At 32.7% G+C, this 20390-nt stretch carries 19 protein-coding genes; 11 read left to right on the top strand and 8 right to left on the bottom strand.

Going from position 1 to position 20390, the window contains the following annotated elements; translation table 11 throughout:
• Window positions 1-41 precede the first annotated feature (41 nt).
• The 8 genes from ACYSNX_RS03875 (at window position 42) to ACYSNX_RS03840 (ending at window position 9111) form a co-directional block, all read left to right on the top strand.
• Window positions 42-1046 (top strand): AAA family ATPase, encoded by a 1005-nt coding sequence (locus ACYSNX_RS03875; protein ID WP_461753378.1) that lies wholly within the window; start codon window positions 42-44, stop codon window positions 1044-1046.
• Window positions 1047-1141: 95 nt separating this feature from the next.
• Window positions 1142-2005 (top strand): DUF58 domain-containing protein, encoded by an 864-nt coding sequence (locus ACYSNX_RS03870; protein ID WP_461753377.1) that lies wholly within the window; start codon window positions 1142-1144, stop codon window positions 2003-2005.
• A 10-nt stretch (window positions 2006-2015) separates the two neighbouring features.
• Entirely contained in the window at window positions 2016-3638 is a 1623-nt protein-coding gene (locus tag ACYSNX_RS03865) for a BatD family protein (protein WP_461753376.1), read from the top strand.
• The gene (locus ACYSNX_RS03860; RefSeq protein WP_461753375.1) at window positions 3638-4639 is read left to right on the top strand and encodes a vWA domain-containing protein; all 1002 of its coding nucleotides are present in this window, start codon (window positions 3638-3640) and stop codon (window positions 4637-4639) included. The genes ACYSNX_RS03865 and ACYSNX_RS03860 overlap by 1 nt, the downstream gene beginning before the upstream one ends.
• 6 nt (window positions 4640-4645) lie before the next feature.
• Entirely contained in the window at window positions 4646-5686 is a 1041-nt protein-coding gene (locus tag ACYSNX_RS03855; RefSeq protein ID WP_461753374.1) for a VWA domain-containing protein, read from the top strand.
• 14 nt (window positions 5687-5700) lie between these two features.
• Window positions 5701-6579 carry a tetratricopeptide repeat protein gene (locus ACYSNX_RS03850; RefSeq protein WP_461753373.1) on the top strand — a complete coding sequence of 293 codons (879 nt, stop codon included), beginning with the start codon at window positions 5701-5703 and terminating at the stop codon, window positions 6577-6579.
• A 6-nt stretch (window positions 6580-6585) separates the two neighbouring features.
• The gene (locus ACYSNX_RS03845) at window positions 6586-8346 is read left to right on the top strand and encodes a BatD family protein (protein ID WP_461753372.1); all 1761 of its coding nucleotides are present in this window, start codon (window positions 6586-6588) and stop codon (window positions 8344-8346) included.
• Between the two features lie 3 nt (window positions 8347-8349).
• Window positions 8350-9111 carry a tetratricopeptide repeat protein gene (locus tag ACYSNX_RS03840; RefSeq protein ID WP_461753371.1) on the top strand — a complete coding sequence of 254 codons (762 nt, stop codon included), beginning with the start codon at window positions 8350-8352 and terminating at the stop codon, window positions 9109-9111.
• Here the strand turns inward: ACYSNX_RS03840 and ACYSNX_RS03835 are convergent.
• A complete protein-coding gene (locus ACYSNX_RS03835; protein WP_461753370.1) occupies window positions 9108-9659 on the bottom strand; it encodes a CvpA family protein in 552 nt (183 codons plus the stop codon). The two genes, ACYSNX_RS03840 and ACYSNX_RS03835, sit on opposite strands and share 4 nt — an antisense overlap.
• 83 nt (window positions 9660-9742) lie before the next feature.
• On the opposite strand from ACYSNX_RS03835, the gene ACYSNX_RS03830 reads away from it, so the two are divergent.
• The 3 genes from ACYSNX_RS03830 to ACYSNX_RS03820 all read left to right on the top strand — a co-directional run bounded on the left by ACYSNX_RS03830 (window position 9743) and on the right by ACYSNX_RS03820 (window position 12766).
• Window positions 9743-10099 carry a hypothetical protein gene (locus ACYSNX_RS03830; RefSeq protein ID WP_461753369.1) on the top strand — a complete coding sequence of 119 codons (357 nt, stop codon included), beginning with the start codon at window positions 9743-9745 and terminating at the stop codon, window positions 10097-10099.
• A 91-nt stretch (window positions 10100-10190) separates the two neighbouring features.
• On the top strand, window positions 10191-11207 hold the full coding sequence (gene pheS, locus ACYSNX_RS03825; RefSeq protein WP_461753368.1) for a phenylalanine--tRNA ligase subunit alpha: 1017 nt from the start codon (window positions 10191-10193) through the stop codon (window positions 11205-11207).
• 506 nt (window positions 11208-11713) lie between these two features.
• On the top strand, window positions 11714-12766 hold the full coding sequence (locus ACYSNX_RS03820; RefSeq protein ID WP_461753367.1) for a 2Fe-2S iron-sulfur cluster-binding protein: 1053 nt from the start codon (window positions 11714-11716) through the stop codon (window positions 12764-12766).
• A gap of 47 nt (window positions 12767-12813) precedes the next feature.
• Here ACYSNX_RS03820 and argH read toward each other — a convergent pair whose 3' ends face one another.
• From argH to argG, 7 genes are read right to left on the bottom strand one after another with little or no spacing between them, the layout of a single operon-like run.
• A complete protein-coding gene (gene argH / locus ACYSNX_RS03815) occupies window positions 12814-14145 on the bottom strand; it encodes an argininosuccinate lyase (protein ID WP_461753366.1) in 1332 nt (443 codons plus the stop codon).
• Between the two features lies 1 nt (window position 14146).
• Window positions 14147-15211: a M20 family metallo-hydrolase gene (locus ACYSNX_RS03810; RefSeq protein ID WP_461753365.1), complete on the bottom strand. Its 1065-nt coding sequence runs from the start codon at window positions 15209-15211 to the stop codon at window positions 14147-14149.
• 30 nt (window positions 15212-15241) lie between these two features.
• A complete protein-coding gene (argB, locus tag ACYSNX_RS03805) occupies window positions 15242-16024 on the bottom strand; it encodes an acetylglutamate kinase (protein ID WP_461753364.1) in 783 nt (260 codons plus the stop codon).
• A gap of 23 nt (window positions 16025-16047) precedes the next feature.
• A complete protein-coding gene (locus ACYSNX_RS03800; RefSeq protein WP_461753363.1) occupies window positions 16048-17040 on the bottom strand; it encodes a Rossmann-fold NAD(P)-binding domain-containing protein in 993 nt (330 codons plus the stop codon).
• A gap of 15 nt (window positions 17041-17055) precedes the next feature.
• Window positions 17056-18192, bottom strand: a complete 1137-nt coding sequence (locus ACYSNX_RS03795; protein WP_461753362.1) for an aspartate aminotransferase family protein — start codon at window positions 18190-18192, stop codon at window positions 17056-17058.
• Window positions 18193-18204: 12 nt separating this feature from the next.
• Window positions 18205-19176, bottom strand: a complete 972-nt coding sequence (argC, locus tag ACYSNX_RS03790; RefSeq protein WP_461753361.1) for an N-acetyl-gamma-glutamyl-phosphate reductase — start codon at window positions 19174-19176, stop codon at window positions 18205-18207.
• Between the two features lie 10 nt (window positions 19177-19186).
• Window positions 19187-20383: an argininosuccinate synthase gene (argG, locus tag ACYSNX_RS03785; RefSeq protein ID WP_461753360.1), complete on the bottom strand. Its 1197-nt coding sequence runs from the start codon at window positions 20381-20383 to the stop codon at window positions 19187-19189.
• Window positions 20384-20390: the final 7 nt, after the last annotated feature.

The raw sequence follows: 20390 nt of genomic DNA, 5'->3' as shown, positions 1-20390 counted from the left end.
TAAAGTATTAGAAAAGAGGGTATTTAAACAAAAAAACAGGTATGGATACAACAGCATCAAATTATGATATTCGTGAGTTAAATGAACTAATTGAAAGAGAAAGTGCTTTCATTGATCTCCTTACCATGGAGATGAACAAGGCAATTGTTGGTCAAAAACATATGATTGATCGACTGCTTATTGGCTTAATTGGCCAAGGACATATTTTATTAGAAGGTGTTCCTGGACTTGCTAAAACACTTGCAATTAACACTTTGTCACAGGCTGTAAAAGGTAGCTTTAGTAGAATTCAATTTACTCCCGATTTATTACCAGCTGATGTTATTGGGACGATGATTTATAACGTAAAAGAAAATGATTTTTCGATTCGTAAAGGACCTATTTTTGCAAACTTCGTACTTGCCGACGAAATAAACAGAGCTCCTGCAAAAGTGCAATCTGCTCTTTTAGAAGCAATGCAAGAGAAGCAAGTAACCATTGGAGATACAACTTATCCATTACCACGTCCTTTCTTAGTAATGGCAACCCAAAACCCAGTTGAGCAAGAAGGAACCTATCCTTTACCTGAAGCTCAAATGGACCGTTTTATGCTTAAAACTGTAATAGACTACCCTAAATTAGAAGAAGAAAGATTAATTATTCGTCAAAATTTAGAAGGTCAAAGACCTGTAATTAACCCTGTTGTAAGTTTAGAACAAATTCTAAAAGCCCAACAAGTGGTTAAACAAGTTTATATGGATGAGAAAATAGAAAAATATATCTTAGATATAGTTTTTGCTACACGTTATCCAGAAGACTTCAAATTAGAAAGATTAAAGCCACTAATAAGTTTTGGTTCTTCTCCTCGTGGAAGTATTAACTTAGCTACAGCAGCTAAAGCTTATGCTTTTATTAAAAGAAGAGGTTATGTTATTCCTGAAGATGTAAGAGCTGTAGTTGTTGATGTACTACGACATAGAATTGGAATAACTTATGAAGCAGAAGCAGAAAACATCACAACTGTTGATATTATTAACCAAATTGTCAACGAGATAGAAGTTCCTTAATAGACATTAATAAACTATAATTTAAAATAAACGAACCTATTTGTTATGAAACAAATAGGTTTTTAAGGTTCAACATTTTTGCATAGAATATTGTTATGGATACCAAAGAGTTATTAAAAAAAGTCAAAAAAATAGAAATCAAAACCAAGCGTTTAAGTGATCATATTTTCTCCGGAGAATACCATACCTCCTTTAAAGGACGTGGGATGACTTTTTCAGAGGTAAGACAATACCAATTCGGTGATGATATTCGGGCAATTGACTGGAATGTAACTGCTAGGTATAATGAACCTTATATAAAGGTTTTTGAAGAGGAAAGAGAGTTAACTATGATGCTTCTTGTAGATATTAGTGGTTCTCAAGACTTTGGATCTGCCGATGAATTTAAAAGTGATATCGTAACAGAAATAGCTGCTACATTGGCCTTTTCTGCCACTCAAAACAATGATAAAATTGGATTAATTCTATTTTCTGATCAAATAGAATTATTTATACCACCCAAAAAAGGGAAAACTCATGTATTGCGCATAATTCGTGAATTGGTTGACTTTCAACCAAAAAGTAACAAAACAGATGTGGGTTTTGCTTTACAGTACTTATCTAAAGTAATAAAAAAGAAAGCTATTGTTTTCATTTTATCTGACTTTATAACTCCTTTATTTGAACCTACTTTAAAAATTACTGCTAAAAAACATGATTTAACAGCTATTAGAGTATTTGATAAAAGAGAGAAGGAAATTCCCAATGTTGGTATTATGAATATTTTCGATCCCGAAACAGGGCAGGAACTACTTATAAATAGTTCCGATTCCACAAGAAGAAGAAAGTATTTAGAAAATTATTTACAAAGGGAAGATCAATTTAAAAAACTATTCTCTAGATCAGGAGCAGGAAGCATTGATATAGAAATTGGTGAGAGTTACGTTAAGAAACTTCTAGGTTATTTTAAATCAAGATAATTGCAGCAAAATGAAACATAAATATTTATATACTTTAATTTTTATATGTAGTTTAATTGGGTCACTTTATGCGCAAGATCCCATTGAAACTAAAGTAGACACTACTTCCATCAAAATGGGAGATAGTTTTGCATTGACCTTAAGAGTTCATGCCAATACACAGGATAAAGTGTCTTTTCCAGATACCCCTACTTTAGGAGATTTTGACGTATTGGAAGCTTGGCCTGTAGATACCATTGTATCTGGTGATTTAATGGAGCTTATTAAAAAGTATGAACTTACCCAATTTGACCAAGGGGAGCACCAATTGCCAGAATTACCGATTGTAATTGGAGATAAACTATACAAAACCCAGAGTATTGCAATAGATGTTTTAGGCGTAGAAGTAGATACTCTGAAAACACCATTATATCCTATTAAAGATATTTCTACTGCTGGAGCATCCTTTTCTACCTATTGGTATTATATTTTCTTCATTATAGTATCTTTTATTCTAGGTATACTAACCTTCTTTTATATAAAGTACCAACAAGATAAAAACTTAACAGAGGAAGATAAATACAAAACACCTTTTGAAAAAGCATCTAAAAAATTAAGAAAGTTAGAGCTTCGTAAAAACTGGACAAAGCAAGGAGCTAAACCGTATTATTCGGATATGAGTAATATTGTACGATCCTTCTTAGAGGATACCTTCGATATTTCTGCACATGAGCTTACTACTTTTGAGATTCTTACCCTTTTAAAACATACTTTAAAAGATAAGGATATTAAAGTTCAACCAGAGTTGATAGCTGAATTTAAGCGTATTTTAGAAACATCTGACTTAGTAAAATTTGCTAAAAGCCAGCCTTCTGAACAACAAATACTATCCGATACAAATAAAATTCAAAAAATTGTTTACGATATAAATATCGCCTATCCTATTTCCGCAGCCAATCAAACTATGCGTATTCGATTACGCGAAGAACGCAAGAAAAAAAGAATGCGATTTAGAATCTGGCTCCCAATAGCTGTAACCTCGTTGCTGCTACTAGTAACAGGAATAGTATATTTGATAAATACAAAAAGCGAAAAGGAATATAATTTCTTCACTTTTGATTCTACCAAAATCCTATTAGAAAAACAATGGATACAAAGTACCTATGGATATAGTCCAGGGATTACTTTATCTACTCCTTCTGTATTAACACACAAGAATGAACCAACTATAAAAGATGCTAAACTAGAAGGAATTGAATACATTGAACAGTTCCGTTTTAATGAACTAGAGGATCCTATATTTATTATCGCAAATAATTTGACCATGGTAAAGGATCACAAAGTAAACCAAGGTCAAATTATCAAGCAGTTTATTACCCTATTAACTCAAAATTACAATATAAAAGATATAAATTTTGACCAAAGTACTTTTGAAAATTCTAATGGAGTAAAAGGAACTAAAATTCAAGGAAACTTTGAATTCAAGCCCACCCCAAATAGTAAAGTAGAACAAGTGGAATTCCAAACTGTATTTACTCAATTTGGTATAAATACAGATCAAGTTTGGATATTTTATCGACAAAAAGATGAGGCAGCGTTAGAGCTTTCGAATCGAATTTTTGAGTCCATCCTCTATAAACAAGTGAAAAAATAATGAGAGATATAAGTTTTTTAAATCCTGAATTTTTTTGGCTTTTTTTATTGCTACCAATCGCTTTTTATGTTTGGTATCGCAATAGAAAAAAACATCGTCCTACTATAAAACTAAGTTCTATAGAAGCCTTTCAAGGATATACCTCCCCAATTATAAAGCTTCTTCCTATTCAAATAGTTTTGCAACTATTGGCAATGACATTACTTATAGTAGCCTTAGCAAGACCACAAGTTGTTAGCGTACACAACCATGTTCATTCGACCCATGGGATTGATATTGTTATGGCAATGGATATTTCAGGAAGTATGTTAGCCAAGGATTTAAAACCTAACCGACTAGAGGCCCTTAAAAATGTAGCTTCTGATTTTGTTAAACAACGTATTACAGATCGCATTGGGATTGTTATCTATGCAGCAGAAGCTTATACAAAAACACCTGCAACTAGTGACAAACCTTTAATTTTAAATGCCTTAAAGGACATTCAGTATTCCAACGATATCCAAGATGGAACAGCCATAGGCGTAGGACTAGGAACAGCAGTAAACCGCTTGAAGGATAGCCCATCTAAAAGTAAAGTAATCATATTACTTACAGATGGTGTAAACAACACAGGTGCTATAGACCCTTTAATGGCTGCTGAAATAGCTAAACAATATAATATCAAAGTCTATACTATCGGAATAGGATCTAATGGCTTAGCAGAATCTCCAGTTGGTATGAAAGCAAATGGTGAAATTGTTTATGAGAAAATTCCAGTAGAGCTGGATGAAGAGCTTATGAAAGAGATAGCCAATATCACTAATGGGGTATACTTTAGAGCAACAGATACAGAAAGCTTAAAAAACATTTATGAAGAAATTAATCAGCTAGAAAAAACCAAGATTGATGAGCAAAAGTTTGTAAACACAGATGAGAAGTTCCACATATTGGCCTTGATTAGTTTTGGATTATTAAGCATTAACTTTATTCTAAGAAGAACATTATTTAGAGGTTTTATATAAGATATTATGTGGGAACTAGATCAAACAAAATACTTTTTTTTACTTATACCAATAGCAGTACTTATTGTATTGTTTATTGTAGATATATTGTGGAGAAAAAGAAAACAAGCTGAATTTGCTTCACCAAAAGCAATACTGTTATTAGCGCCTAATCAATCTTTTAGTAAAGTAATAATAAAAGCTATTTTACCACTTGCTGCATTACTATTCATTATTATAGCTCTTGTTAATCCTAAAATTGGAACAAAAATTGTAACAGTAAAAAGACAAGGTGTAGACATTGTTTTTACTCTAGATGTCTCTAAGAGTATGTTAGCACAAGATATGGCTCCGGATAGGTTAGCTAAAATGAAACAATTAGTTTCACAGATTATCAATAACCTGGGGCCAGATAGAGTAGGTATCGTAGGTTATGCAGGGAGCGCCTTCCCGTTATTGCCTATCACCACAGATCATTATGCTGCAAAAATGTATTTACAATCCATGAATACAGATATGGTCTCTTCCCAAGGTACTGCCTTTGCACAGGCTATTCAAGTAGCAAGTAACTACTATGATAATCCTAATACTAGTAAAGTGATGATCCTAATTAGTGATGGTGAAGATCATGGAGATGACATGCAAAGTGCTATCGAAATTGCAAAGAAAAAGGGCATTAAGATTATCACCATCGGAGTTGGAACAGAGAAAGGAGCACCAATTCCTATTTCAGACAAAAATGGTACATCTTATAAAAGAGATTGGGATGACCAAGTGGTTATAACCAAATTAAACCCTTCTACTTTAGAACAAATAGCTAAACAAACCTCTGGGGCGTATTACTATGGAGCTAATACCCAAGAAGTAGTAGACTTAATTAAAAATGACTTATCAAAAATAGAGAAAACAGATTTTGAGTCCCAGCAAATTGCGGAGTTTCAATCTCAATTTCAATGGTTTTTAGCATTGGCATTTGCACTATTATTTATCAATACATTTATACTAGAGCGCAAAACACAGTGGTTAGAAAAATGGAATTTATTTAATGACAAGCAGCCAAAAGAATAAAGATTTTACATCCTATGAAAAACTTTTTAACTATTTTACTCCTTACTTTTTATTCTAGTATTGCTATGGCCCAATCTGGAGCTAGAGCATTGAGCAAAGGTAATGAAGGATATACCAGTGAACAGTACTCACAAGCAGAGGCTTCTTACAGAATTGCTAATTCAAAATTAAATACAAGCTCTACAGCTCAATATAATATGGGTAATGCCTTAATGAAGCAGGGCCGTATTAAAGAAGCTAGAACAGCATATACCAATGCAATTGAAAGTGCAACTACCAAAGAACAAAAGCACCAAGCTTACCATAATATTGGTAATACTTTCATGCAAGAAAAAAACTATAAAGAAGCAGAATTAGCCTATAAAGAAGCTCTGAAAAATAATCCTAAAGACGAGCAAACAAGATATAATTATGCTTTAGCAAAAGAACTAAATAAACAAGAAGAACAAGATAATCAGGATAACCAAGATAATCAGGATAACCAAGATAATCAGGATAACCAAGATAATCAGGATAACCAAGATAATCAGGATAACCAAGATAATCAGGATAACCAAGATAATCAGGATAACCAAGATAATCAGGACAACCAAGATAATCAGGACAACCAAGATAATCAGGACAACCAAGATAATCAGGATAACCAAGATAATCAGGACAACCAAGATAATCAGGACAACCAAGATAATCAGGACAACCAAGATAATCAGCAACCTGAACCTCAACAAGGTCCTATGAGTGAGCAACAAATGCAAAACATCTTAGAGTCCTTAGAAAGAGATGAAAAACAGGTACAAGATCGATTAATTAAAAAGGGCAATGGTACCTTTGGTACTCCGACAGATTCTATAAAAGGAGAACCGGTGAAAAATCAACGTAAAAAAGACTGGTAAAACATTATGTATAATTTTAAAAGATATTTTTTTTTAATTCTACTTCTAGTTAGTAGTACTTGCCTTTTAGCACAGTCTTATTTTAAAGCGAGTGTTAATAAAGAAAGTATTCCACTAAATCAAAGTCTTACAGTAGAATTTTCAATGAATGAAGACGGAGACTATTTTAAGGCTCCAAACTTTGAAGGTTTTAGAATAATTTCTGGGCCGAACCAAAGTGTTAGCGTGTCGTGGATCAATGGAAAGAAATCATTTAATAAGACGTATTCTTTCCAGCTACAACCAACTAGAAAGGGTAAAATTACAATTGGAAGTGCAAGTATTGACATTAAAGGAGAAGTGTATAAAACACAAGCAATATCTGTAAATGTCACTGATGCAGTAAAATCAGATGCTCAGGTAAATAACTTAAACTCTATTCAAACCCAATCCTTAGAAACCATTCATTTAGTTGCAGAAGTTTCTAATCGAAATCCTTATATAAACGAACCAGTTACTATTAGTTATAAAATCTATTTCAGAGAAGGTTTAAGTGGATACGCAGGAAAGAAGATACCTACTTTCGATAAGTTCTGGGTACATAATGTACAAGTTCCAGACCCACATCCAGTAGAAACAACCTATAAAGGAGAGCCCTATTATTCTATACTAATTAAACAGGATGTATTAATGGCCCAAGAAGTAGGTGACTTTACTATTGACCCTCTAATATTAGATGTACAAGCACAAGTATTAACAGGTAGAAGAGATTTCTTTGGATTTCCAGAATACGGGTATGTTGAACAAGAATTTTCAACCAATTCCGTAAAAATAACAGCCAAGGCTTTACCCGAAGCAGGAAAACCTGCAGACTTTTCTGGGGCTGTGGGAAGTTTTGATTTCAAAGCAACTCCAAGTAAAACACAGTTAAAAGCTGGGGAAATGCTTAACTTAAAGGTAGAGGTAAGTGGTAGAGGTAATCTAAACCTACTAAAAATGCCCACTCCTAAAGCAAATTCAGCCTTAGAAATATATGACCCTATCTATAGTGAGAAGGTAAATACAGGTATATATGGTATTCAAGGAAGTAGAAAGAATGACTACACAATTATCCCTCAATACCAAGGAGACTATAGTATTGAGCCCATGCATTTTTCTTACTTTGATTTAAGCACTAAAGCATATAAAACTATCTCGACAGATAGTATTACCATTAATGTATTAGAAGGTCCTACATTACCTACAAACAAAGAATTACAAGGGGATCTTTTAGTAAATGAACAAGAGTTATTTCAACCAATAAAAGAAACTTTAAATAGGGTTTCTCCATATAGATCTACCTATTGGTCTTCTACATTGTTTTATGTTTTAAACGCATCAGCTTTAGTTGCTATCTTTTTAGTTGTTGGTATCGTAGAAACTAGAAAAAACGCAACAAAAGATGTCCTTGGAAATAAATTAAAAGCAAATAATAAATTAGCAAGAAAATACTTAAGCCAAGCTAAAAAACACTTAAAAGACAAAGATCTATTCTATGAAGCATTAGAGCTGTGTCTTCATAACTTCCTTAAAGCTAAATTAAATATAGAAACTACTCAAATGAGTAATGATAATATAAAAGAGCTATTGAAGGAAAGACAAATAGAGGATTCCAGCATTCAAAGTTTTATAGACTTAAAGAATGCTTGTGAGTGGGCTAGATATACCCCTTCAGAAAAAGTAGATAGTAACAAAGATTATCAAACTGCTATTAATATAATTGCAGAGTTAGAAAAACAAATTAAATAGACAATGAAAAAATACATCACATTGCTCTTACTGCTATTTAATATAATAAGCTATGCAAATGATCCTAAAGTTATTCAAGAGCAATTTAAACAAGCCAATTCCTTCTATAAAAAAGAACAGTATAAAAAGGCTATAGAGTCTTATTTGGAGTTAAGTCAAGAGGTAACAGATTCCCCAGAGTTATATTATAACTTAGGTAATGCTTACTTTAAAACAAAACAGGATGTAGAAGCTGTCTATTATTTTGAAAAAGCACTACTTCTTGCTCCCACGGATAAGGATATCATAACTAACTTAGATCATGCAAAAGCAAATTTAGAAGATGATATAACTATTATTAAGAAGTACAATAATCAAGACATTATACATCAAAGTATAGGAAAGTTAAGTCCAGATGACTGGGCTTTTATTACTACCACATTAGCTTTTGTATTAGTTGTACTCTTTGCTGTTTTCTATTTGGCTAAGAGCCCTACTTTAAAAAGAATATTTTTCTGCTTATTTGTACTGGGTATACTTTCCATAGGGTTTACAACATACTGCGCTTATTTTGAAGAAAACTTCCACTTAGAAACCCCTTCAGCCCTATTATGGGAAAACACAGTGGAACTAAAGCAAGAGCCTAGGAGTAATTCTGAGACTATTATAAAATTACATAAAGGAACTAAAGTATATCTTTTAGAAGACAAATCTCTTTGGGTAAGAGTAAAACTAGACAACCTAGAACAAGGATGGGTTCCTAAAAAATCCTTGAAAAATTTTTAGAAAGAATCTGAATTAAACGAAGGCGTAGATGTATTGATTACCTCTACGCTTTTTTCAAATAAGTTATTTACTAAAGAAAAGAAACTAGGAAAAAAATGTTGAGATAACTCTAAATATACTCTATAACTATAAGATGTATTTAACTCCTTTGCAGTAACAAAAGCGAAGTTAGCATTAAACTTATCAAAAAGGCTAAGTCCTAAACTCACAAGTAAAACAACTACGAAAACTTGAAAAACAGCACCAAATATTCTATTAACAAAACCTAAATAAACTGCTTGTAATAAATTGGTAATCAATTTAGCTATGAACTTTACTACTAAAATAGCAGCAAAAAAAGTAATCAAAAAAGAGATTAAAGGTAAAAAGGTAGAGTCCCATCCGAAATAAGAAAACAACGCCTCTTTGACTACATTGGAAAACTTTAAAGCGGCAATTACACCTATCAATAAGGAAATAAATGCAGCTACTGATACAAACAACCCATTTTTTGCTCCTTTATAAATACCGAATATTAAAGCGATACCCACTATTATATCTAAAATCATAATTTGTTTATTAAGTTAATACATTCTCTAAATTACACTCAATTGTAAATCGTATCTTTGCTATACTTTATATATATAAGCATATGGCAAGAGATGAACAAATGAAACACAGGTGGGATACCCTTGTTCAAAAAATATCCGATAAGTTTGCCGATGGAGATACATTAGACTTAGAATCTATAATATATTTAATCGGTATACAGGAAAGGGGCAAATTTAAGAAAAAATATAAGAAAGACGATAAGGTTAATTTAATGCATATTGCGATCTGTCGTTTATTAGAGCCTTATGGCTATTACGAGTTTGATCACTATGATCAAGATGGGTGGCCTCATTATAATATCAAAGCAGAATTACCAGCTTTAAAAGCAGGAGAGCAATCCGTTTTAATGAAAGAAGCTATTATAAATTATTTCTTGGCTTCAAAATTCATAGATTAAGCATAAACTTCCCTAATTATATTCATAATAAGGTTTTAAAATTTTAATGTCTAATTGAAAAGCAGTAAATTTGCTTTTTACTTTACTTAAGATGATAGATAAAATAAAAGAATACGTTGGTCAAGCGCAAGAGTTTACCACCGACAACAAAGAAACCCTTGAAGAATTCAGAATTAAATTCTTATCTAAAAAAGGAATATTAAATGACTTATTCGCCCACTTTAAAACAGTTCCAAATGACCAGAAGAAAGAGTTTGGACAGGTGATTAATTTATTAAAAAGCACTATTGAAAATAAAGTAAAGTCTATTCAAGATGAGTTAGACTCTAAAGATGTTCAAGGTCTTTTTGGAGATTTAACACGTCCTGGATATCCTACAGAAATTGGATCTAGACACCCTATTTCTTTAGTAAAGAATCAAATTGTGGATATCTTTAACTCTATTGGATTTAATATTTCAGAAGGTCCAGAGATTGAAGATGATTGGCATAACTTCTCTGCATTAAACTTTCCGGAATATCACCCGGCAAGAGATATGCAAGATACTTTCTTTGTTCAAACAAATCCAGAACACCTATTAAGAACACATACCTCATCGGTACAGGTTCGTTATATGGAAAAGAATACTCCTCCTTTACGTACTATTTCTCCAGGAAGAGTATTTAGAAATGAGGCGATTTCATCTCGTTCTCACTGTATTTTCCATCAAGTAGAAGGACTATACATTGATAAAGATGTTTCTTTCGCTGACTTAAAACAAACTCTTTTATATTTTACAAAAGAGATGTTTGGTAAATCAAAGATTCGTCTACGTCCATCTTATTTCCCATTTACTGAGCCAAGTGCTGAGGTAGATATTTACTGGGGTTTAAAAACTGAAACAGATTACCGTATTACAAAAGGTACTGGTTGGTTAGAGATTATGGGTTGTGGAATGGTTGATCCTAACGTTTTAAAGAACTGTAACATTGATCCTAATGAATACAGTGGATTCGCATTTGGAATGGGAATAGAAAGAATTGCTATGCTTTTATACCAAATCGGAGATATTCGTATGTTCTATGAAAATGATGTACGTTTCTTAGAACAATTTAAAACGAACTTCTAACCTATCTAAGGATATAGAATATAAAAGGCCATTTTTTTAAAGGGATAACCCTTTTTAGAAAAATAGCTTTTAAAAAAATAATAGAACGCTTATAAAGGATTTTTAAATCTTTTGTAAGCGTTTTTTAATGGTTAGAGTTAAATACCTAAATACTCTAGAGTACCCTAACCTAGAAAAGGTCTTAATACCTATTCCTACATTATTTAATACTTATTATACTATACAAGTAAGAAGTTTGTAAAGCAGTAGCTATAAACCTTTGTGTTGACATGACACTTTATTGTCTGATTGTATATTGAATAACTCTTTTTTCCCAGGAGATAAGAAGGTGTATTTTTCTATTTTCAGCAAAAAACAAAGTAACATTCTTATACCCTTTAATTCTAAAATGATAAAATGAGACAATTTCGCTAGACTTTGCATATTATTTTTAGTTCTTATCTCATTTAATTTTCATTTAACTCTTTGTCTTTCGTATTTTTGTCTTTTACAAACTAAGCAAAACTATGTCTAAATTTAATTTATTAACTGTAAAGGAAATTCGTCAAGAAACACCTAATGCGGTATCTATTCTATTTGATGTTCCTGCACAACTTCAAAAAGACTATAATTTTATTGCAGGACAATACATAAACATTAAACATACTTATAACCAAAAAGAAATAAGAAGAGCATATTCTATTTGCTCCACTCCTGAATCTGGAGATGTTCGTATTGTGGTTAAAAATGTTGAAAATGGTGTTTTTTCAAACTATGCTAATAAAGAACTTAAAGTAGGTGATACTCTGGAGGTAGATTTACCACAAGGTAGGTTTACTCTTTCAACCAATAAAGACAATCAAAATAATTATGCAGCCTTTGTAGCTGGAAGTGGTATCACTCCAGTAATGTCAATGATTGAAACTGTACTTGCAAGCGAACCTAAAAGTAAGTTTGTTTTAGTATATGGAAATAAAAGCGTGCAAGAAACTATCTTCCACACTACATTACATAACCTACAACAAAAATATCCAGAGCAATTGCATGTTCATTTTGTTTTCTCTAGAGAAAAGCAAGACAATGCTCTTTTTGGAAGAATTGATAAAGCAGCAACTAACTTTGTTATTAATAATAAGCACAAAGAGGTAGAGTTCCAAAAGTATTTTTTATGTGGGCCAGAAGCAATGATTGATATAGTAGCACATACTATTGAAGAGAAAGAAGGTTCTAAAGAAAAAGTAGCTTTTGAAATATTTACTCCAAATAACGATACTGTTGCACCTATACAAGCAAGTTCTGATCTAGTAAAGGTTAGCGTATTGGTAGATGATATGGAAACTGTCTTTGAAATGAAAAAGGATACTATCCTTTTAGATGCAATATTAGACCATGATATTGATGCACCTTACTCTTGTCAAGGGGGTATTTGTAGTTCTTGTATGTGTAAAGTAACTAAAGGAAGTGCTACAATGCGTAAAAATAGTATTTTATCGGATGAAGAAGTTGCAGATGGACTTATCTTATCCTGTCAGGCAATTGTTACATCAGATGAGATTAGTGTAGACTTCGATCAAATGTAATAAAAAAAGGTCTTTGTATTTTTTATACAAAGACCTTTTACAAAAAATCACAACACTAAACTTACTAGTTTATCGTTTACTTGGTCAAAATTAAATTCGCCATATACGCGATTAAATTCCATTTTGACCTCTTGGTTCATCAGATTACCGATACTTCCTTGATGGGTGTGATTAACCTCTTTGGAAGGCTTATACGTACCTTGTTCTATAGATAAACCTATATCTTTATATGCATCTCTAAATGCAACTCCTTTTAATACTTGTTCATTAACTACCTCAACACTGAATAAGTAATCATATTTAGGATCTTCTAAAATAGATGGATTTACTTCAATATTATCTAGCATTAACTTTAAGATATCTAAACACTCTTTTAGAGAATCAAATGCTGGAAATAAATTTTCTTTTAATAACTGTAGATCTCTATGGTAACCACTTGGTAGATTAGTTGTCATTAAGGCAATCTCATTTGGTAATGCTTGTATCTTATTACATCTAGAACGTATTAATTCTAATACGTCAGGATTTTTCTTATGAGGCATTATACTTGATCCTGTAGTTAAATGATCCGGAAACTTGATAAAGCCCATATTTTGACTCATATATAAACAAGCATCCATAGAAAACTTAGCTAAAGTAGCAGCAATACTAGAAAGTCCTTGAGCTAAAACTCTTTCTGTTTTACCTCTTCCCATTTGAGCATAAACTACATTATAATTCATACTTTGGAATCCTAAAAGATCTGTTGTCATCTGTCTGTCTAATGGAAAAGAAGATCCATATCCAGCTGCAGATCCTAATGGGTTTTTATTGGTAATCTTCCAACCTGCTAGCATTAACTCTAAATCATCTACTAAACTCTCTGCATAAGCTCCAAACCATAATCCAAATGAACTTGGCATAGCTATTTGTAAATGCGTGTACCCAGGAAGTAAAACGTCTTGGTGCTTATTACTTAATGTTTGTAGGGTTTCGAATAATACTTTTGTTTTTTGAACGATTTGCTCGATTTCAAAACGGAAATACAGTTTTAAATCCACTAAAACTTGATCATTTCTTGATCTTCCAGAGTGAATTTTTTTTCCTGCTTCCCCTATTCTTCTTGTTAGAAGTAACTCTACTTGAGAGTGAATATCTTCTACTTCTGGTTCAATGGTAAAATCTCCATTGATGATTTCTTTATATATATTTTTTAGCTCTTTTTCAATACTTTCTAAGTCCTCTTGGCTTAATAAACCAACAGCACAAAGCATTTTTGTATGGGCTAAAGAACCCAATACATCAAAAGCTGCTAAATTCAAATCTAATACTCTATCTTGACCTACCGTAAAAAGATCAACGTCTTGATTGACCTGAGTAGTTTTTTGCCATAATTTCATCTTACTTCACAATTTTAGTTAACATTTGTATATACAGCTCTACTCCTTCAAATATCTCTTGAACATAGATAAATTCATCAGCAGTATGAGAACGAGCCGAATCTCCAGGTCCACACTTTAACGAAGGAATACTAAGTAATGCTTGATCACTTGTTGTTGGAGAGCCATAGGTACTTCTTCCAAGCTCTATCCCTGCTAATACAATCGGATGATTCTTTGCTATAGAAGATGGCTTTAAACGTGTAGATCTAGCAGTAACCTGGCAATGTACATTTTGCTTTATTATTTCTAATACTTGCTCATTTGTATATGCATCAGTAACTCTAATATCTACAACAAAGTCACAAGTAGATGGTACAACATTATGTTGTGTCCCAGCATTAATCATGGTAACACTCATCTTGATTGGACCGAACTGTTCGGATTCTTTCTCAAACTTAAAGCTATTAAACCATAGAATATCTTGTATTGCTTTAAAAATAGCATTATCTCCTTCTTCTCTAGCTGCATGACCACTTTTCCCATGCGCTACACAGTCTAAAACCATTAAGCCACGCTCTGCAATTGCTAAATCCATTTTTGTTGGCTCACCTACAATTGCGAATTCTAAATCCCCCAATAATGGAACTACTAACTCTAATCCATCATTTCCAGATATTTCTTCTTCAGCAGTAGCAGCTAAACAGATATTATATTTTAAATCCTTTTGATCATAGAAATAAATAAAAGTTGCAATTAAACTAACTAAACAACCTCCAGCATCATTACTCCCTAGTCCAAATAACTTATCCTCTATAATCTGCGCTTGAAATGGATCTTTAGTATAATCCTTATTAGGTCGCACAGTATCGTGATGAGAATTTAAAAGTATCGTTGGTTTTAAAGGATCATAGTACTTATTAAAAGCCCACACATTATTTAGCTTTCGATGTATTTCTACATTTTGAGAAGTAAGATAATTTGCAATTAACTCAGCCGTCAAATTCTCTTGCTTGCTAAAAGAAGGTGTTTGAATAAGCTGCTTTAAAAGTTCTATGCTTTGTTGTGTTATTTGTTTAATTTCCATGTTATAATGGTTTAGTTTAAAACTATTATTCTAATTTTCTATTGTTGTACCCTGGGCTGGATCTAAAAGATCCTGCGCTAATTTAATACATACTTTACTTACTCCTTGTTTAGTAGCAACTAAAGCATTCTGTATTTTAGGTACCATACCATCCTTTACAATTCCCTTGTCTAATAAGGAGGTAAAGCTACTAGAGTTTATATTGGATATTACAGAGTTTGGATCCTTTATATCTATTAATACTCCCTTGTGTTCAAAACAATAAATAAGGTCTACACTATAGTCTTGGGCTAAGGCAATACTTAAATTACTAGCAATAGTATCGGCATTAGTATTCAAGAGTTGACCATTTTGATCTGCTGTTATTGCACAGAACACAGGATATAAATCCAAATCTAACAATTGCTCGATTCTCTTTACATTTACATCTTTGGCTTGGAAGTCACCTACAAATCCAAAATCAATGGGCTCACTAGGTCTTTTACTTGCAGTGATAATTGCGGCATCACTTCCATTTAAGCCAATGGCATCACACTTTCTTTTTTGTAATAAAGCAGTAATAGTGGTGTTTATAAGTCCTGCATAAACCATTACAGTTATAGGTAGCATCTTATCACAAGTTACTCTTCTACCTTGAATCATAGTGGTAGGTAAGTCCAGATCTTTAGCCATTTTTGTAGCTAGCTTTCCTCCCCCATGTACTAAAATCTTCTTTCCTGGAATTTGAGCATATACGTCTAAGAAATCTTCTAATGCTTTAGCATCATCTACTATATTACCTCCTATTTTAACTACTGTAATTTTTTGTTGCATTCTCTTATTACTTTGACTTATTATTACTTCAACATTTCTTTTAAAACCCCTTGTGCTGCCCAAACACGATTTCCAGCTTGCTCAATAACAATAGAACTATCACTATCTAAAACCTCAGAGCTTATTACTACATCTCTACGAACCGGTAGACAGTGCATTACTTTTGCATTATTAGTAGGAACTAGTTTATCCAAAGTAAGCATCCATTGTGGATCTTTAGAAGTTATCTGTCCATAGTCTGAATAACTAGACCAGTTTTTTACATAAATAAAATCTGCGTCTTCTAAAGCTTTGTCTTGGTCATATTCTATTTGAGCACCTTGTGTAAACTCTTCTTTAAGCTCATATCCCTTTGGATGAGTAATTACAAAGTCAACTAGGCCATTGTCTTGCGCTTTACACATCCACTCGGCAAAGGAGTTAGGTACAGCTTGTGGTAAAGCCTTTACATGTGGTGCCCATGTTAGAACAACTTTTGGTTTCTTGGTTTTGGGTGTATATTTTTGTGTTTGATCATCATAATCGAATCCCCAATTCTCCACTATCGTGATTAAATCCGTTAAGCTTTGTAAAGGGTGTCTTGTAGCGCTTTCTAAACTAATTACTGGTTTATTACAGTACTTGGTAAACTTAGTGAATAGCTCTTCGCTATAATCTTGTTCTGCATCTTGTAAAGATGGGAAACAACGTAAACCAAGAATATCGCAATATTCTCCCATAACAGCTGCAGCTTCTTTAATGTGTTCTGCTTTATCAGAATCCATCACTACGCCATCTTTGGTTTCCAATGCCCAGCCATCAGTACCCATATTTAAAACCATCACATTAATTCCTAAATTCATGGCGGCTTTTTGAGTACTCATCCTAGTACGTAAACTTGGATTCAAAAACACTAAACCAAGTGTTTTATTTTTCCCTAATGCCTGATCGGCAAAAGGAGAAGCTTTCCCTTGTAAAGCATCGTTTACAAGCTTATCCAAATTCTGTACATCGTTTACGCTAAAAAACTGTTTCATAATTCTATGAATTTTTTAATATTGGTTTAATCTAGTTTTAAATTTATCTAAAAAGATATCAGCTTGTTCTTTAGTAAGATTTAAAGCTGGTAGTAATCTAATCACATTAGGGCTAGCAGTACCTGTAAAAATGTGGTCTTCAAAAAGAAGGTCTTTTCTCAGGTCTTTAAAAGAAGGATCTAGGTCAATTCCTATCATTAATCCCTTACCTCTTATTTGATTTATTTTCTCTAAGCCTTTTAGGTTATCTATTAAATATTGTCCTATCGCTTGAGCATTTTCAATCATTTTATGCTCTTTTATTTGCTCTAATACTGCTAAAGCAGCACTACATGCTAAATGGTTTCCTCCAAAGGTTGTTCCCAATTGTCCGTGCCAAGGTTTAAATTGATCACTCACTGCAATTGCACCAATTGGAAATCCGTTACCCATTCCTTTAGCCATAGAGTAAATATCCGCTTTGAGATCTAAATGGTCTAAAGCAAAGAACTTTCCTGTTCTTCCATAACCACTTTGTACTTCATCGGCAATAAATACACTATTATATTGTTTTGTTAGCTCTCTAATAACAGTTGCAAATTCTTTTGTAGCTTCGATAATACCACCTACTCCTTGAATTGGCTCTAGAATTACTGCACAAATTTCATTACCATACAGCTTAAAAGCATTCTTTAAAGCCTCTACATCATTATATGGTAAGAAAATAACATTATCCGATTCATTAACCGGTGCTACTATCTTAGGATTATCCGTAGCTAAAACAGCTAAAGAAGTTCTTCCATGAAATGCTCCACTAAAAGAGATAACCTTTTTTCTTTGATTATAAAAAGAAGCAAGCTTTAATGCATTTTCATTTGCTTCGGCTCCAGAGTTACATAAAAATAACTGGTAATCTTGTAAGTTTGCTACTTCTGCAAGTAAATTTGCTACTTCTTGTTGTTTGGGAATTAGAATGGAATTGGAATAAAACCCTATCTTTTCTAATTGTTCTTTAATAGACTCTACATAATGTTTATTGCTATGCCCGATAGAAATCACTGCATGACCACCATATAAATCTAAATACTCTACTCCTTTATTATCGTAAACATAACTTCCTTTTCCTTGAACAATTTCAATAGGATTCAAAGGATAAACATCGTATAATTTCATCTTAATTTCTTTTTAAAAAGCAGATGCTTTTAATTTTAAACCCAAATCTTCAGGCAAGCCAAACATTAAATTCATATTTTGAACAGCTTGACCACTTGCCCCTTTTAATAAATTATCTATCGCACATGTAATTAGAATGTTATCTTCACTCTTTTCAATGGAAATAAGACATTTATTTGTATTAACTACTTGTTTTAAATCAATTGGATCCTCACTTAAAAAAGTAAATGGAGCATCTTGATAAAACGTTTTATATACTGCTTGCAAATCCTCTAGTGAATCATTACTTTTTAAAACAACGCTAACAAAAATTCCCCTTGCAAAATCTCCCCTTTGTGGAATAAATTGGATGGTATTTTCATAGTTGTCTTGTAATTGCGCCAGACTTTGTCCTATTTCACCTAAATGCTGATGCTCAAAAGCTTTGTAAACAGATATATTATTGCTTCTATAGCTAAAATGAGTAGTTGCACTTGGCTTTTGCCCTGCTCCTGTACTTCCTGTAAGTGCAGTTAAGCATATTTGTTCTGGTAATTTGTTTTGCCCAGCTAGTGGTAATAAAGCCAGTTGAATTGCTGTTGCAAAGCAGCCAGGGTTAGCAATATAACTACTTTGTTTTATCTGTTCTTTATTTAACTCAGGTAATCCATAAACAAATGGATTGTCCTGCTTTTTTAAACGATAGTCTTGACTTAAATCAATGATTTTAATGGATTCATTGATTGGATTATTATCTAAAAATACTTTAGAATCTCCATGTCCCATGCATAAGAATAATACATCAATATCTTGAGAAAAGGCATCTGTAAATTCTAACTCAGTATCTCCAATTAAATCGCGATGTACCTGGTAAACTTTTTTATTTGCATTACTATTACTATGAATGTAACTAATATCTACGGCAGGATGATTCAACAAAATACGAAGTAGTTCCCCACCTGTATATCCAGCTCCTCCAAGAATACCAACTTTTATCTTTTGCATTTTCATATTATTATTTTTCCTTATTATTAATTAAGTGCCAAATCATTGTTTGGTTACCAAATACTTTAGAGAATCCTTTTACATCTTCTCCAGTCCAAGCATTGTTCATTTCTCCGTAGCTACCGAACTCATTACTCATTAAATCAAATGCAGACTCGATTCCTACTATTACAAATCTATGAGGATGTAACTCCACAAAAACAGTACCTGTTACGCTTTTTTGGGTACTTTGTAAGAAAGCCTCCATATCACGCATAATTGGATCATGGAATTGTCCTTCGTGTAAATGGTTACCATAGAAAGATCCTAATTGTTCTTTCCAGCTCAATTGCCATTTTGTTAAGGTATGCTTTTCTAAAGTATGGTGAGCTTTCACTAAAATAACTGGACCTGCAGCCTCAAATCCAACTCTACCTTTAATTCCAATGATAGTATCTCCAACGTGAATATCTCTTCCAATTCCATAAGGTTGAGCCATATCTTGAAGAGTTTGAATCACCTTAGTTGGCTCCATAGTCACTCCATTTAAAGCAACTGGCTCTCCTTTTACAAATGAAATCTCTACTGTTTCACTTCCAGTTTTAGTAATTGGGGTTGGCCAAGCATGTTCTGGTAAGTACTCTCTAGAATTTAAAGTTTCTTTTCCACCTACAGAAGTTCCCCAAAGTCCTTTATTGATAGAATAAAGCGCTTTCTCTGCGTTGATTTCTACTCCGTGTTTTTGTAAGAATTCGATTTCTTGCTCTCTACTTAATTTCAAATCTCTAATTGGAGTGATGATTTGAACATTAGGAACTAAGATATTGAAAATCATATCAAAACGTACTTGGTCATTTCCAGCACCTGTTGAACCATGAGCTACTGCTTGTGCTCCAATCTTCTTAGCATAGTTTGCAATTGCAGTTGCTTGACAAACTCTTTCTGCACTAACTGATAATGGGTATGTTCCGTTTTTAAGTACGTTTCCAAATATTAGGTATTTTACACTCTCTTGGTAATAGCTTTGTGTTTGATCAATACAAACGTGAGAAGCAACTCCTAAAGCAAAAGCTTTCTTTTCAATTTCTGCTAACTCTTCTTGATCGAATCCACCTGTATTTACAACTACAGAGTGTACTTCATATCCTAATTCTTCTTTTAAATATATAACGCAAAAGCTAGTGTCTAATCCTCCGCTAAATGCTAAAACTATTTTCTTATTGTTCATCTTGGTT

It is taken from the genome of Myroides sp. LJL115 (assembly GCF_054871665.1).
The sequence above is the reverse complement of the archived record's forward strand: the minus strand, read 5'-3'. Positions and strand labels throughout refer to the sequence as shown.